6 protein-coding genes and 1 pseudogene are annotated in these 16,556 nt (G+C 60.7%); 3 read left to right on the forward strand and 4 right to left on the reverse strand.

Going from position 1 to position 16,556, the window contains the following annotated elements; translation table 11 throughout:
- The first annotated feature begins 364 nt into the window (after nt 1–364).
- Both tnpC and PQR42_RS34400 read left to right on the forward strand, forming a co-directional pair.
- Nucleotides 365–1,669 carry an IS66 family transposase gene (gene tnpC, locus PQR42_RS34395; RefSeq protein ID WP_408494783.1) on the forward strand — a complete coding sequence of 435 codons (1,305 nt, stop codon included), beginning with the start codon at nt 365–367 and terminating at the stop codon, nt 1,667–1,669.
- 14 nt (nt 1,670–1,683) lie between these two features.
- The gene (locus tag PQR42_RS34400; protein WP_408428131.1) at nt 1,684–2,175 is read left to right on the forward strand and encodes a hypothetical protein; all 492 of its coding nucleotides are present in this window, start codon (nt 1,684–1,686) and stop codon (nt 2,173–2,175) included.
- Here the strand turns inward: PQR42_RS34400 and PQR42_RS34405 are convergent.
- Entirely contained in the window at nt 2,172–2,636 is a 465-nt protein-coding gene (locus PQR42_RS34405; RefSeq protein WP_408494785.1) for a hypothetical protein, read from the reverse strand. The genes PQR42_RS34400 and PQR42_RS34405 overlap by 4 nt on opposite strands.
- A 412-nt stretch (nt 2,637–3,048) precedes the next feature.
- Between PQR42_RS34405 and PQR42_RS34410 the strand changes: the two genes are divergently transcribed.
- Nucleotides 3,049–3,303 carry a hypothetical protein gene (locus PQR42_RS34410; protein WP_408494787.1) on the forward strand — a complete coding sequence of 85 codons (255 nt, stop codon included), beginning with the start codon at nt 3,049–3,051 and terminating at the stop codon, nt 3,301–3,303.
- Nucleotides 3,304–3,531: 228 nt separating this feature from the next.
- Here the strand turns inward: PQR42_RS34410 and PQR42_RS34415 are convergent, their stop codons facing one another.
- From PQR42_RS34415 to PQR42_RS34425, 3 genes and pseudogenes are all read right to left on the reverse strand, one after another.
- Nucleotides 3,532–15,507, reverse strand: a complete 11,976-nt coding sequence (locus PQR42_RS34415; protein ID WP_408494789.1) for a Tc toxin subunit A-related protein — start codon at nt 15,505–15,507, stop codon at nt 3,532–3,534.
- A 32-nt stretch (nt 15,508–15,539) separates the two neighbouring features.
- Nucleotides 15,540–16,301: a hypothetical protein gene (locus tag PQR42_RS34420; protein WP_408494791.1), complete on the reverse strand. Its 762-nt coding sequence runs from the start codon at nt 16,299–16,301 to the stop codon at nt 15,540–15,542.
- Nucleotides 16,302–16,426: 125 nt separating this feature from the next.
- Nucleotides 16,427–16,553 (reverse strand): annotated as a pseudogene (locus PQR42_RS34425) (IS5/IS1182 family transposase); the annotation flags it as partial.
- Nucleotides 16,554–16,556 lie beyond the last annotated feature (3 nt).

Here is a 16,556-nt window from a genome sequence, read left to right on the forward strand (position 1 = left end):
CCAAACACGCAAACCTGGCCGTCGGTCTGCAGGATCTGTCTGAACGGACTGACACGCCCTGCCCGTTCACGCGCCGTCCTTCAACGCTACGTGAGATTCAAACCGTTAAAGACAGAGTCAAACTCAACGTCAAAACCCGACATTTCTAAATAGCTGCCGCTACGACATCTTGAAATGGCTATGACATGTGGGTTCAGCTCGAACATCGCCCGGCCGAAATGCGTCACGCTGCTTCCCGTTTCATGGGCCTTGCCACTGCGAAACACGCTCGCCTTGTCGCTGTAGAACGCGCCAGGCTTGCCGTGGCCGCGATAGTTTTCTACATAGGTCTCTACTATGGTGGCCGTTAGCTGACTGACGGGAGTTGCCCATTCCTCCTGAGCCGGCGCAGGTTCCGGTCGCGGGCCACACCCGCAAGGGCCGTCCGGCGCTGCCGAAGGACCTGCCGCGCGAGCGCGTTGAATACGATCTGAAGGACGAACAGAAAGCCGCATTCGATTCGCTCGAGCGTATCGGCGAGGAGCGCAGCGAGACGCTGCACTACGAGCCGTCGAGGCTCACCGTCATTGAACATATCCGCTTCAAGTACGCGGCGAAGAAGGATGGCGAGTCGACCATCGTGACCGCAAGTGCCCAGCCTTCGCCGCTGCCGAAGAGCAATGCGAGCGCGAGCCTGCTGGCTAACATCCTGGTCAACACCTACGTCGATCACCTGCCTTTGAACCGGCAGGAGATGCGCTATGCACGACGTGGTGTGCACCTGCCCCGGGCAACGCTGTGCGAATGGAAGCTGGCGGCAGCCGAACTGCTCGAAGTGCTGCTGCCACCGCTACGGGCTCACCAGTTGCAGGCGCCCCGCATGCACGTCGACGACACGACGCTGCCATTACTCGAGAAGGGTCGCACGGCGACGCGCACAGCACGATTATGGGGATACCTGGGCGCGGGCCGGCGCGAGGAGAACGGCGTCTGGGTTGACCACCCGCCAGCGGTCGTGTTCGAGTTCGCCGAATCGCGCTCCGGTTCGCATCCGCTGCGGTACCTGCAGAAGTACAAAGGTTATCTGCAGGCGGACGCGTACAGTGGACATGGCGCACTCTACGAAACCGGAGACATCGTCGAGGTCGGATGTTGGGCCCATTGCCGTCGACGCTTCTTCGAAATCGCGAAGGCGCAGAGCAAACCGGGACTTGCGGCGCAGGCGCTGCAGTGGATTGCCAGCCTGTATGCGATCGAGTCGCGGATCCGGGACCAAACACCTGATCTCAAATATGCGGCGCGGCAAATCGATGCGCTGCCGGTGCTCGCACAGTTCCGGCAATGGCTGGAAGGCAACGTCATCGGTTTGCCGGCTCAGGCGCCGCTCGCGAAAGCCTTCGGCTATGCGTTACGCCATTGGCCGGCGCTCGTTCGTTACACCGAGAGCGGTATCCTGCTACCTGATAACAATGCTCTCGAGCGTCAAATTCGCCCTATCGCCCTGGGGAGAGCCAATTGGACATTCGCGGGCTCGCCGCGTGGCGCCAGGGCCGCCGCCACGATGTACTCGCTACTCGGCACGGCTCGGCTGAACGCCTTCGAGCCCTATGCATGGCTCAAGGACACACTTCAGAAGTTGCCGTCGTATCCTGTCAATCGCGTGCACGAACTGTTGCCGCTCGCCCGTTAAACGCCTAGACATTCATGGACATTCTCGACTCGCTTCGGCAGGCGCCCAGCGCCGAGTTGTATCGCCTCTATCTCGCCATCGGCAAAATGCTGGACGACCCGCGACGTATTCTCGAAGTACGTCAACACTTGCACCTGGGAATGGAGGTCAGTTATATCGGGGGCGATCCGCTCGCACCACCTTCGCACGGAACGGTGGTGGAGCTGCGGCAAACCCAGGCGGTGATTCAGGACAACCAGAGCCGTCAGCGTTGGTCGGTGCTCTACGCGGCGGTTATCCCTGACACTGCGAGCGGCCCAACCCACGCGCCTGCGTCGCCGCCACCGCGAGCTCAGCGAGAGGAATTCTTCATCGGCGACACCGTCGGCTTCACCGACAAACATCTGAGCGAGCGGGTCGGTATCATCGTCCGCCTCAACGCAAAAACCGCGTCCATCGCTGTTAATGATTCGGAAGGTCATTGGCGGGTCTCTTACGCTCTGTTGCGGAAGATCGTCGACATCTAACCGCGCGACACCGTCAACACGGGTTCCGCTGACGGATACGTCTCAACGAGCTGCCGGAATTCGTCGGCGGTGCTGACGACGTACGCGCCGCTACCGAGCGCGCGCGCACGGGGCCAGTGGTCCGATGGCTGAACGATCGCGACTGAGCTGCCCATCGTCGACCGGTTGATCGTCACTGCCATGCCCGTCGCAAAGCTGGCAGCCAGCAGGATCGGCGTGATCTCGTCGAATGCCCGCTCTGCCGCTGCGGCCCCGGAGTCCATGCCGGTCGCGTTCTCAAGATAGTAGGTCTCGCCCACGGGAAGCTCTTTCGGGCGCGACTCGATCGCCGCAGCGATTTTTGCCTTCGTCTCCGCAAAGCTCGGCATCTTGATCAGCTTCCACGGACCCTCGGGCGTCGTGATCGCCAGTTCGTCCGGATCGCCCGGGATCAGCAGGTTGATCACAAAAAAGCTTAGCATTTCGTCTCCTCTTTTTGCCGCTGATTGGCATGCGGATGATAGCTCGCACGCAGATCGCATACGTGGGCCCCGCCCTGCCGGTTTTCAAGGCCTGTATGGACCGGCGGCGCAAGAAAAGCCACCTTTCCAGTCCTGCCGAGAAATCGCGACATCTGATAACTGGAGTAATCGCGAACCGGCAATGACACGAACGCTGGCTGCCGGCAGGAACCCGCGCCCCAGCTCGACGGGCGGCAAACCGCAAGGGTGTGCTACGCGCTCAGCGACTCGCGGGCGGTCGGGGTCGAAAGGGTGCGCCGGTACTGATCTGCTTAGAGAAAAAGTAGATGGTCAAACCGCTTGCTCAGCTGGCCGTTCTGTTCACGCGGCGCGTCAGCCTCGCCGCTAACCTGTCGTGCGACAAAGTAAATCTATGGCAGCGATACTCGGCGCGATCATGCGCACGCTGAAATGGCGTCGACGGCTTCCTGCCGGCAGGTTTACTGTCGCCAACGCGATAGACTACGGCCTCGATAAGCTCCTGTTAGCTCGTAGACAGTTCTGTTCTGCGAGTGAAAGTGACTCCCCCACCGCATCGCACGGCTCGCGGGCAAACCCGCCGCTCACCGACGTCAGCGCGACGCTGGCGATGACCGCAAAGCGACATATAGAAAATCACCACATCTGAGAAGGATGGTGGTTGCCGGCATTGAAACAGTGCCGTTCTGCGTTGATGAAGGACTTGCACGCTCCTCTCCGTTTGGGCCTTCAGGCGTCACCGCCCTGTTGGGTCGAAGGAGGCGCGCTGACGCACTGGCCTCCGTCCGCCGCGCAAACTGCACGTGCCGTTCTCCGGCATGCACTCCCCTCCCGCGCCACCTCCCCAGTCGCAGCGAGCCATTTAGCCGTTTAGCCTTTAGCGTTTGTACTGGCACAGCAGGTAGACCTTTTCCACCTCGCCCGCATCGTGCGGGAAGAGGACCTCGATCCCCGGATGATTCTCGAGTTTTCGGAGCGGGCCGATCTCCGTCTCGAACAGCCCATAATAGAGATCCGGCCACTCTTCACTTCGGACACAGGAAACGTGCACTGGATGATCTTTTCGATGATGGTCGCTGCACAATACTTCGAGCACAAGGCATTCCGGTCCTCGCTCGTACTGGCACTGGCAATCGCCCGCTTCCGGGCAGTCGCCTTCGGCTCCGCGCACATGGAACAGCACGGCGATTCTCGTGATCGACACTTCATCCGAGCCGGGCAGGAACGGGAACATCTTCCGCTCCATTCGCACGCCGAGCCTCCCGTCGCGCCCTTTCTCATGGCGTGAGTTCCGCAGCATCTGCCACGCATCCGGAAATTCGTGGCGCACGTCAAAGAAACACCAGCCATCGCCTGGAAGATGCTTTCTCGCTGCTTCCATGGCCGCATGGCGCAGCACGCCTCCGCCCTCGCGCGAGGTGTAGCTCAGGTTAATGATGACATCGCTCAAGGTGTCCAAGTCGAAGTCATTGTTCTCGCGCGGCAGTTCGATTCGCCAATGGCTTACCGCGCCTTGAAACTCGAATGGCAGATACCGCTCGTCGCGGAAATTGAGTTCGAACATGCCGGAGTCGTTCTGTCCGCTCGACGTCGCTATGGCCTCCCTCGCCTCATAGGAACTCACCACGCGAAGATCGTGCGGACACGCATCGTAATCGTCGCCCGCACAGCATTCACTGCAGCAGCGGGTCGCGGGGCGGTCGATCCGTGGATCGATGCGGGTCCTGCTGCCAAGGAGCGTTGCACGGCAATGCACGCCGTTATAGGGTCCAGTGACGCAAGGGATGGTCAACGTCACATTCTTGATGCGGCGCATAAATTGTCCCGGGTAATCGAGGTCGAACATCCATTCCGGAAGCTCGATCTCGCAATGGCCCGTTTCCTTGATCCGCAGAAATTCCATCGGGAAGTGGTATCGCAGCGAGAAATGCTTAGTCAGTTCATATTCCCTGACATTCTCATCCAGATACGCTTTCTCCATGTGACGCAGGGCGAAGTCCAGACGCTCGCCAGCCATGAGGCCCTGGCGCAGGTGGTCCCAGCCCTCTTCAGGAATGAACCGCCGCGTCTTCTGGCCTCGCTCGAAGTTGAACGCGCGCTGAGCCTCGTCCGCCGCTCGATGCGCCATCTCGTACATCTGTCGATAAAGCGCTGCGGTTTCCTTTCGCAGGAACAGATAAAGATCCGTCGCGGTGAATTTGTCGCTCAGGAAGTCCAGCACTTCGTTCGCGTGCTCAATCTGCCTTTGTTGATTGTTCAATTCCTGTAGCGCCTGATCACGCCGCCTTTGCGCACCGAGGATCTGAAGCTCGATCTGTTGAATCTCGATCGGCAACGTCTGCATCTGGTGGAACCATTCGGCGGATCGGCGCGTCCAGCCGGCCTGTGTCAGGTCCATCGAGCCTGTCGTGGTTTCGATGTCGGCGACCGTCTGCATGATCCTCGCGATCGTGTCGAACATGAACGCCAACTTCTTGCCAGTCGGCAACGTAAGAAAACTCGACATCGCGCCAACGTTGCTGTCCGGCAGGATATGAAAAAACTCACCTGTTCCTGAGACGACGTTTGCTCCTGTACGCGTCAACATCGCGGCGGTTGTGAGGTTCAGGTTCTGGATTTCGTCGTTGATCAGGTCTTTCTGGTAGAGATTCGCGTAATAGAGCAGATTGGTCTGATTGACGTCCTTGGTCTGCTGGAGTGCCTGGACCTGCCAGTCCGCATCGCGCCATTGATCCTGGCGAATGCTGATGCCAAGCGTCAGCATGTCCCGTTCCTGTCCGGCGTGAATCAGGGCCAGCGCTTCGGCATCGCCTTTTTCGTACGCCCCCAGCAGTGCAGCACCGAGTTCGCGGACGCGCCCGACAATCTCGTGCGCCTTCTGGATCTGGGCCACGAATCGATAGGGGCTACTGCGATGGCACCATTCGGTTTCCTCCACGCAGGTTTCGGGAACCATGCGCCAGCCGTCGCGCAGCGGATCGTCGCCCCAGTACGGCATGTCGCAATCTGGCCGCCTGTTACGCAGCCGCCGCGCGTCGTAGCAGGTGCGGATTAGGCCCAGCCGGTCGCCGACCAGGCTGTAAAGATCCATGAGCCACGGGTTCAGCGGCGGACTGACCGCTTTAAAGTCCGTCACTGATAGCGCCGACGCGGGCTCAGGCAGCAGGATCGATTGCGGGACGCGACCCATGATCCTCGCCACCGTATCGTAAATGAGCCTCGCCTGTTGAAACGCTTCGGGGGAGCGGCGGCGCCGCATGAGCGCGTCGCCCCACTCGATCAGCGTCTGGCAGTAATGCAGCACCACTGCGCGCTGGCGTGCGACCTCATCCGTGACTTTCGAGCTGTCGCAGCACATGCTGTTCGAATAGGTCCCGCCGCCTGCTGGCGGGGCGACGGCGACGGGCGCGTTCGTGTCCGTCACCACAGGGGACCGCACGTTCACACCCGTCGGCGGCGGGACCTCATTCGACCCGGCGACGCCGACCACAACCCCCGTCGCTGTTCCTGTGGGTTGGATTCCAGACGCGCCCGGCGTTTGTCCTGTTGTGCCCTGCCCTATGCTGCCTCCGGCGGAATCGTCGTCGCACACCATCCACGTGCAATCGCTATTCAGCGGATCGAAGACGCGTTTGTACCACTTGAGCGCGAGTTCAAAATCGCAATGTGCCCGCAGCGCCTCGGCCACCGCCATCGAGGGCGAGAACCATGACTCGGGGAACAGGCGCGCGCCCGGGTCGTTCCATACGAAGTACGGATAGGAAAACAGTCCGCCCGGGAAAAGCGACGAGGTCGACAGCGGCGGAGGTTTGATCGCCTGGGGTGTCCCCACGGATTCGTCGTTTGGCAGATCGTAGCGGAAGCCCGGAGGGGAAGGATCCGCGGTGTAGCCCGGGGGAAGCGTGGCGCTTCCCGTCACCTGGAAGTAGAGCGAATCTCCACCCCGGCCCAGGAACACGAGATCGGCCGGGTCCGAGATCGCGACGAAATCGTCTGATAGACGCTGCGGTCCGAATTGTCCGTTGTGAACCCGACACCAGGCGAGGCGCACCGCCGGATTCGGTTGCCATTTCGCGAGCAGCGATGGTACCTGGTCCTCCTCCTGCCATTCCGCCGATTGCTGCTGGAACAGGTCGTAGTAGGAATCCTGGAATCCGAACTGATAGCTTCCGGTGAAGCTGATGTCCGGATTGCTTTGCGCGTCCGTTTGATCCGTGTAAGCGTAGAACTGCGTGTCCACCAGCCAGAAATAGTATTCGTCGACCAGCATGGGGTGATCGCAACCGCACTCGCGACAGCACCCCGTGCGCCGGGCTTCATGATGCGGCTCGAAACCGGACCAGGCTTGCGGCACGCCGGCCGCCGCGATGCGCACGAAGCGCGTCCCGAGCTTCATCGCCGATTCCATCCATAGCGGCACAGATGTGGGTTGTGCGCTGCCGTCCATCGCCGCTCTTGCGAGTTCGGGCACGGTCATCGATGGAGCCGACGGGGTTCCCGACCCGCCGCCCGGTGCCCCTCCTCCGCCAGCCGATGCGCTCACTGGCGGCACAGCCGCGAGCCATGTCGGCATTGCCGCGTATTCCGGACTGCCCAGCGTCGCCAGCCCCTCCCGCGTTGTCGAATCTGGCAGCGCAGTCAGCGGCTCGAGCTCGGATGGAATCGCTTTCTGCAGCAGCGTCGGCGCGTGTTCGAGCGATTTGACGTCGTCCTCCCACCAATCCAGGCCGCCGGGCGCTGCCAGCGTGAGCGTCGAGCATCGCAACTCGGACTCGAGGAACCGGAACGCCTCGATGCGACGGGCTTTGCCTCGTTCGGTCCACTCGATCCAGTTCTCGCGATAGAGTTCGCGGAGCTTGCACTTTTCCCAGACGCGATACGTACAAAAACGGCTATCCCACATCCGCGCGAACTCGCGGCCAACTTCCCAATCCGGCTCGAGGCCCAGGCGGCTGCGGCGGATGAACGTCTGCACGGCCGTGATCGCCTCTTCAATGCGGCTTGCTTTTTCGCAGATACCGGTTTCGACGTCGAGCAGCAGCAGGTCACTCAGATCCCCCGGCTTGCTCGCGTAGGTCGAGGCCGACCATGGCAGCGGCACACGGTTCGCGCTGCACAGATACGACACCAGCGCCTTGCGGCCGCGTTCGCGAAGCCCATCGTTCAGACGCTTGACGTTGCCGTAGCGGCGCGGATGCCCGTCGAAACAGCCATCGTTGAAAAACGCCAGCAGATTGGCATTTCCGGTTTCGGTAACACCGGAAGCCGGCATTGGCGCGCTGGGGTCGTCCGACGCCCACAAGTCCGGCCGTGCTTTCGAGATGTCTTTTGCGTGAAAATGATCCATCAGGCAGCGGACCCAGCGATCAGTATGCCACACGCGAACGAGCCAGCGATCGTCCTGCAGATCTGCGTCCTTCACCGAATAGATCGCGCTCGTCTGGGCCTGATAGTAGCTCAGGTCGAGTCCCCGATAGTTCGGCTCGGCACCGATATGCCGTAGCAGTTGTGCTGGATCCCCCGGAGGATTGACAAGCGCTTCTTCAAACATTTGCCACAGGGGCCCGCTGCACCGGCGGTGCGCCTGCCGGCGCACGACGGTGTAATCGAAGAGGCGCTCCCACCAGTCGAACATCGCCTGCGTTTGCTGGAGCGACGGCGCAGAGCGGCCGTCTGCGCCCGGCGGATCGTAATTGTCGTTGACAGGCAAAAAATTAAAGTCGAAGTTCACCAGGTGTTGCGTGAACGTGGAGGTAGCCGTCCGGTGGTAGGCGTATCCGGCGAAACTGGCGCCATTCGTGAGCATGTAGCCTAGCTCGGATTGATGCTCTTCCCGCCTTGCGGACAAACCAAATTTCCCGGCAAAGAGCACCGCCTTGAACGCGCGCTGATACGTTCGCCGCATATCGCGGAGCGTGCTGGTATAGAGCGCTTTCAGGAATGCCTGCGCATTCTTGCTGCCCGCCAGGAAGGGGATGCCCTGATCGAGCGTCTGGTCCTGGTGATCCCGATACAAGCGATGGACCGGAAGCGTGACGAGGCAATCCTCGCTATCGGGTCCGGCGTATTTGACCTGAAACCCAGTGCGCTTGTTGTGTGGATATGCAGTCGAAAAGTCGGGCGCGGGCTGGCTATATTCGACCACGATCTGATAGGCGCCGCGCCGCAACCGGGGCTCGTGAATTTCGGGCTCCGTGTTGCCGGGCCATTCGTGGTTGAGGACCGCGAAAACCTTCGAGCCTCGTTGCAGCGTGACACGCCATTGCGATTTTTCCGCGAGCTCGAAATCGGGTCTTTCTCCCTCAGGCGTCGGCGCGCCCGCATGGAACCGGTACTCACCCTCATGCTCGACAAGCAGCACGCCGGACCACTTGACGGAGATCGGCTCCGCGCCGCCGAGGCGATGTCCGTCGCTGGTCTTCACCGCGTAGCCGTTCGTCACTGCAACCAACGGGTTCGTCGTATCCGACAGCGTAAGCGGCGGCAGTACGGTGGGAACTGCGCTATTGGTGGCGTCGCGTTCGTGGCCGAAGGCTTCCATCGGACCACGCACGTCGCGCCAGACTACCTGCTCCGCGGTACCCGCGGGCGCGGCGGCCGCATTGGAAATTTCGTATTCGCCGAGCAGACCCGTGCCAACTAACCCAAGCAGTGCGGGAATTGCGCCGCCCGCGGGCGGTGGCGTCCACATCACACTCGGAGGCCCTCCAAGAGGCTCCCGATTATCGGCATCCCAGGGAGTCCCCGTGTTTTCGTCCGAGAAGAGGTGGCTGATCACGAGCCCGGCGACCGACTGCAGATCCTCCGCGCGGCAACCGGTCCGGTGCGCCACGTGTTTCGCCAGGTGCTCGGCAATCACCTTGCGGCGGGCATTGGCCAGCGCGAAGTGACGCTGGAACCAATGCCAGCGCTTGTGCTCGTCGCATTCCTGAATCAGGTTTATCTCCGCGCTCTGCCAGTCCGGGAACAGGAATGCGACGAACGCGAGATCGAGCCGTGGCGCGAAGTATAGATCCTGCACCGCGGCTTGTTCCGCGGCGTTCAATTGCGGCAACTGGCCGAGCTTCGCGGCCACCGCTTCATCGCCGAGAGGCAATTGGACCCACAACTCCGGCGCACTCGCACTCGAGTCGTATTGGAAAGGGCTGCCAGGCGGCGAGTTCCATGCCGTGGTCGACGCCAGCGCCGTACGATACTGCCTCTGCTTTCCGCTCACCGAGAATCCGGATTCTTCGAGCACGCACGGGAAGAAATGCTGACCTAGCGAGAGCAGCGGATCCTGCCCGGTCGGGGGCGCGTAGCCGAAATGATGCCGGAATTCGTTGACGATTTTCGACCACGACAGGTCGCGACAATCGTCGTCGCCTACCTCGACCCGCAGTAGCTCTTCGCGTAGCTTCCAGAGCGAATGATGTCCGCCGTCTTCCGGCACTTCAAGCGGATACGCGAGGACGTCGTCCGCATCCTGCATCGGGAACGGATTTTCGCAATATTGCGGCGGCTCAGCGTTAAACAAGTAAAGCAACTCCCCGATCTGGAATTCGGATGCGCACATTTTGGCCAGCACTTCGGCGAAGCGCAGCGTAGAGCCGGGATTGCTATTCCAGACGTCGGTGGATGGATCGATCGTTGTCGGAGGATTGAAGCCGGCCAGACGCGACAGCGCGTCCAGATTGTCGGCCATGTGCGCAATCTGTTCCTCGCGTTCGCGCGGGCAGCCGTAGCGCGAGCGCGCATGCTTCTCGACTCCTTCGAGTAAATGGTGCTTCGCCCAATTCCAATTCCATTTCTTCGCGCCGCTGCCGACCCAGAGCGCCAGCAAGGGCATGCGGTCGGCGCCGGTCGCGCCCGGCGTTTCGGCCTTAGGATCGCACAACGGCAAATGGAACTGGTCGCGCAACATTTGGAACGCGGCAAGTTGCCGGATAAATTCGGGGTTGATCGCCGACCCGTTGAACAGCTGCAATACCTTGCAAATGTCGAAGAGTTGCGCGAACGTGTATTCCGCACCGCACAGGCATTTTAGTTTTCTCCACAGGCGGATGAACACCATCAGTTGCAGCACCACCGTCTGGCGTCCGTCGCCCGGGAGCCGTATTTCGTAATCGCCCAGACAGCATGGCTCACAATCGGGCACGCTGGATTGCCGGTCGTCGTGGGCATTCGCGTTGCCGTGACGGGTGCCCAGGGCCATCGGGAAGCCGGACTTCGACAACTCCACGAACTCGCAATAGCTAAGGCAGGTAATTTTCAAAAATTCGGGCAATGGAATCACGCCGCTATCGGAGATCTCCGTGGCCTGACCCGGCGACAAGCCGACAACCTGCAGTACCGCGCCCTGTTCCGCTGGCGCCTGCTCTCGCTGGCCGGGGTTAGCCTCGCCCGTCTGCTGCGCGCACGGCTGCGGTACGCTCCCCTGGAAAAGCGTGACGTACTCTTCCGGCGTGATGCCGAGATACTCGATCGCCGTATCGATTCGCACCGGATAGCGCCACAGGAACGACTGGAAACCCACAGGCGGTTTCGTCGGATCGAGAGCGAATTCCGTGATGCACTTGCGGAAAGTCCGCATCTCTTCGAAACGGCAGCTGCCGAGATGATGCAGGTAGGTGCGCGAAACGTCGAGCGCCTGCGAGTACGGCAGATCGCATGAAGAAAAGTCGGCTTTCAGGTTGTTGTAGACCAGCGGCTCGACCGCCTCCTTCGTTGAGCCGGCCGTGGACGAAGCGGGGACGGGCGTGGCCGGCGTCGAGTATTCGGGCAGTGCCGCGTAGATCGCCACCGGATCATGACAATCGTGATCCTTTTTTTCACGATCGGCGTCGTTGCAAAGCGCGTATCCAGCTAATTCGTCCTCCGACGTGTCGTAAACGCATCCGCTGACGGTTGCGGGCGCCGTGCCCAGATACTCCAGGCACTCGTTGACGATATCGATCGCCGGCAGAGGCGTTTCGAGGTTCGCGCAGCTTGCCAGCAGAATGCCCAAGGGCCCGCGCCGGGCCGAGACAGCGCGACCCAACGTCGACTGACCCTCCGCTGGAGCCACGAACGGATTCTCGCACGTCGAGTCCTGCGAGAGGTTCAGTAGCTCCTGCAAATAAGCGATGGGACCGGTCGGCGAGAGACACGGCGGCGGGACGCAATTCATCAGCGAGCCGTCGGGATTGATCGGCTGGAAGTTCCCTTCATCGCCCGATCCTCCGGGCGTGGGCATGTGAGCCAGCATTTCCGCTTTCGTGTGCAGGGCAGTGGCGTAGTCGTAGGCGATCGTGCCCGTCAGGGCCTGCTGGAAGTCAGGAACGGAAAGTCGGCTGATGTCGCTCGCGCTGCGAAATCCCCGCGCATAGAGCGCTTCGGCGACGGAGAAACGCAGGCTTACCTGATTCGGCAACGTAACGCCAGTGACCTCGGGCACCGCGCTCGCGACCGTGAACAGATCGTTGATCGCGGTGATCGCCTGCACGAGCCACGCCTGCGCAGCCGGGTCATCGGTGAAGACATCCTTTACTGCCGTGCCCAGATCCGACGGCGAAATGGCGGTGCCGAATGTGAACTGGGGATGCTGAAGAGAAGACAGTTTTTCGACAGCTTTAAGAATAAAGTCGTTGGCCTGTCCAGGGAGATCGAACAGCGGAGACGGATCAGTCGCAGGCAATTGCGCCGCGGTGGCAACCGTTGAGACGCTGAAGAATTGCTGCACGGCGCGAATGAACGCGCGGATGCGCAAGGCCACATAGCCATCCTTGTGCGACACCGGTACGGACGCAGCGCCGGGCGCGACTGGCCGTGTGAATGGCGGCAGCCAGCTCGGGTTCCCTATGTACGTGAAGAAGCTGGTCCATTGCGACGCGGTGACCTGCTTCAAGGTCTCGACGGTGGGGCTCGCACCAGGAGGCTTCGTGGTGGTTGGCAGCCATGCCGCGATCTGGTCCGAGAGCGAGGTCGGGATGTTCACCAGTTTCACGAACATGACCTGGGTACCCTTCGGCACGTCTCCCCAAACAGCGTCGTGGAGTGTGACCGTTGTCGCGATCGTACTCTCGACGGCGGTGCCGGGCTGAATATTGATGCCGTAAGCCGACATTCCGGGGACAACCCCACTGGCATCCGCAAAAGTCAGCACGGTTCCCGACGGACAGTCGGCAGTAGTTGCGAGGACAACGTCCGCAACTGGCGCATTGAACGTGACGACATCGGTCGTCGCCACGGTTCCGGTGGTTACCGAGGTCAAGGTGACCGTTGTGGTGCTGACGCTCGACACCACCGTTGTGCCCTCGGCAATACTCGCCCCAGTGACTTTCGCTCCGGCAAGGATTGCTTCGACGACTGGCGTTCCTTGAAAGATGAGCGTGGTGCCCGCTGCGGCGTTCACGCTCGGCGTCGCCTTGAGCGTAAGTCCACCGAAGCTGAACGTGATCTCCGTAGCCGTGGTGACGCCGGGGCCCTTAATGCCAGGCGCGGTGAGCGTAACCGTCGTCACGGTATCGATCTTCTTGACCAGTGTGCCGGAAGCAATGCCGGTTCCCGTCACCGGCATGTTCGGAGCGATTCCCAGACCGGCGCCTTGAAAGTCGAGCGTCGGCGAATTGATCGCGGCGGCCTGGCTGGGACTGTGCGTAAATTCGTCGATGACGTAGCTTTGCGTCAACGTGTCCAGGTCTAGAAAGAGATAGCCCGTCGGATCGCTGGCGGACAACGTCTGGGACCAGATGGTGAAGTTTTTGTCCTCATAGGTCGGTGGCGGATTCAGGGCTGAACCCGGCGTCGGATCGATTTGCGAAAGCCAGCCGGCGACCAGTTGGGCGATCGGCGTGCCGGCGTATACCTGCTCCGACGGGCTGTTCGAGGCGGCGGAAATGCCGAGCGCGACGAGCCGGCGTGCCGCCTGGAAGGACCTGATGCTCCCGGGGATCACGAATGTGATCAACGATCCAGACTTCACATCGGCCGGGACGGAGCCGCTGAGCTTCACGGTTGTCGTCGTCACGGTTTGCACAGTCGTGCCAGCAGGGATGTTTAGTCCGGACACGGTCATGCCCGATTGCATGCCGCCGGTCGCCCCGAAGGTGAGAAGATCGGTGCCCTGTGGACAATCGGCGGTCGTTTTCGCGCTCACGCCGGCCGCCTGAAAGCTCTCGTTATCGACAATGGATCCGGCCTGCTCGGCCGCGCTGAACACGTGCAACAGGCGCTCGACCGTATCCCCGGTTGCGTGTTGGAAGCGCTGCTTGGGGGTCGCCGATTTGTCGAGACTCACGCCGATCGCGTAGAAAAACGCCGCAGGGACGCCGAAAACGAGCCCGCTCGTACCAAAGAGGCCGACGCCTTGCAAGAGCAGTTCGTTATTGACCGATTCGGCGAGGCTCAAGGTCGGATCGACCGGAAATTCCAGCAGTGCATTCGTCGAATTCGCGCTGGTCTGCTCGCAATACAACGCAGCGGATGCAGCTGCCACGAATTTCGTCAGGCGTTCAGCCGTGCCATCGCGCGTGGCGTAAAAGCTGTTAAGAGTGCCCTCGAATTTAAGCCGGTCCTGCTCGAGATTATTCGTTCCGCCACCGCTCTTCGTGCTGCCGCCCGAAGCCGGAGGAATCGTATAGAGCGATTCCAGGGGATCGGGCGCAGGCGGCAGTTGATTTTGCTGGCTCCATACAATGTCGTACGCCATCCTCGTGCACTGAGGCGGGGTGAGCTTACTCAGGTCGATATCGGCGCCGAAAAAGGTGAGATCGTTTGTAACGGCCTCCTTCATCGCCCAAAGCAAGCCACCAGGGGTCGTGCCGTCCCCGAAGGGAGGCGCGCTCCCGTCTGTTGGGATGATGAGTCCAATGGCGTCTGACTTCGGGGCCGACAACCGGAGATACAGGCTCGTCTGCTCCGGTGCGATGACTTGATACTGATCGGGCGTTAGAGGCGTCGTGGGGTTGTAGACAAGCACGTTGTAGTACGCGCTCTCGACAGGCAACGTGATGGTGCCTTGCGTCGCGACCACGGTGATGTCCAGATAGCCTGGGGGCTGGGGCGAGATCGGGATCAGTGCGGTGGCGACCGATGCGGAGATGGGGATGTAGAGATTTGAGGGGGCATTCGGCAATGGCTCAGTGTGCTGAACAACTCCGGAACTAAGGTTATAGGTGAACGTGACAGCGTCGCTGGGATTCAGGGTAACGTCATTATCGAGCTTCACCTCCGTGGCACTCACGGCGGTTACCGTGGTCGTGGTGTTCGCCGGCACCCCCGTTGCCGTCACCAACATCCCGACCGCAACGCCATTCGTAGACGCAAACTGCACAGTTTTGGAGTTGCTTGACGGCGCATTCGGGTTCAAAGCAAAGCTGAACGTCGGCTGGTTCGCGCTCCAGTCCACGTTGATGCTAGCGACGCCAGAAGGGGGATACGTAAAGTAGAAGCTGACTGCCTCACCCGCCACGATTGCTTGTTGAATGCCCTGATTAACGGTGACGGTCTCGGTAGAACCGGCCACGGCAGCAATGTTGTTGACGATAGTATTTGACGTTGGATCGACCGCATTGGTGTTGGACGGATCGATGACGGTCGACCCAAACGGTATGCCTTTCGCGCTGTCAAGAACAAGCGTAGTGCCAAACTTGCCCCCCGACTGCACCGTCGCCTCCTTGACATTCGCGGTTACCAATGCTGAGTAATCGCCAGGCGACCACGGGATTTCCGCAAACATGAGTTCCGAACCAACCGTCGAGATTTTGCCGAGCGGGGTGCCGTTGGGATCGTTGGCGGGATAAACCGTGATCGTGAGATCTCGAAGGTAAGTACCGAATGTCCCTCCGTCGACAGGCGCGTCGGGAATGAGTCGGACTACGACGTAGCTAGACATTTTGATTTCCCTTCTATCTTTTGCCAATCAGACTAAGGCTTCAGGCTTCCTGAGGGTCCGCAGGCTCTTCCCGCATAACGCAGCCGGCTGGCTCTCCAGGTAGGAGACACCCAGCGCTGCGAGCCTGCGCGCGACCTGAAGCGAAGTGATATTGCCGATAGGCGCACCCTGCGCGTTGAAGCCTTCCGAATCGGCGATCGACCCGGCTTGCTCGGCTTTACTGAACACTTGAAAAGGCGCTCGATCGTGTCCCCGGTTGCCACCGGTTCGACGTGCTGGATGATTCCGGAGTTCAGGTTCGACTGGAACGTGACGGTCGCGTTGTTGGCAAGGCTGACATTGTTACTGAGCGTGATCGAAGTGCCGTCGGTAACAGCAATCACCGTGGTGTTTGCCGGAACACCCGATCCCGGGATCATTGTCATGCCGACTGCGATGCCGTCCGAGTGGTCGAATTTCACCGTTGGGGAACTGGTGACTTTGCCTTTCACCTTCAAATCGAACTGGAAGGAGGGATCGCTTCCGGTCCAGGTCGGATTGATCTTGACGGAGGTGGCATTGCTGTCTGCGCTTCCGGGTCCGTATGCGAAGTAAAACGTGATGAGGGTGTCCGGCGCCACGAATTTTGGGATGGTCTGATTGAGCGTCAGCGTCAGTGTCGTCGGCGGATTCGACGCTATTGGAATGCTTGAGACGTCGGTATTGTCGGCAAAGGTCTTGTTATTGCTGGTGTTCGCCCCGTCGACCGGGGAGTCGGGGTGGATCCGGATAACCAGAAAATTCGGGTTAGACATCACTGTTCTGCATGAACGCCTCTCGTTTGCGATGGTTTTTCGCGTGTTCTGACTAACTGGTCATCACATACGATTGCGAGCGCAACCTTTCGACGTGTCATCCTGTAAAAGTTAATCTCTCTGCGCCACTGTTGCATAAAGTGGATTTGCAGCATCGTCGGCGACCAAACGGGACCGCCCAGCTCTAACCTTTGGATAGTGCGGCTCTATTAGCGCAACCGGTCTGGACCAGGCCACCACGCACCTCATTTCAGA

Origin of the sequence: Paraburkholderia sediminicola (genome assembly GCF_046027355.1) — a bacterium.
GTDB classification, from domain to species: Bacteria; Pseudomonadota; Gammaproteobacteria; order Burkholderiales; family Burkholderiaceae; genus Paraburkholderia; species Paraburkholderia sediminicola_B.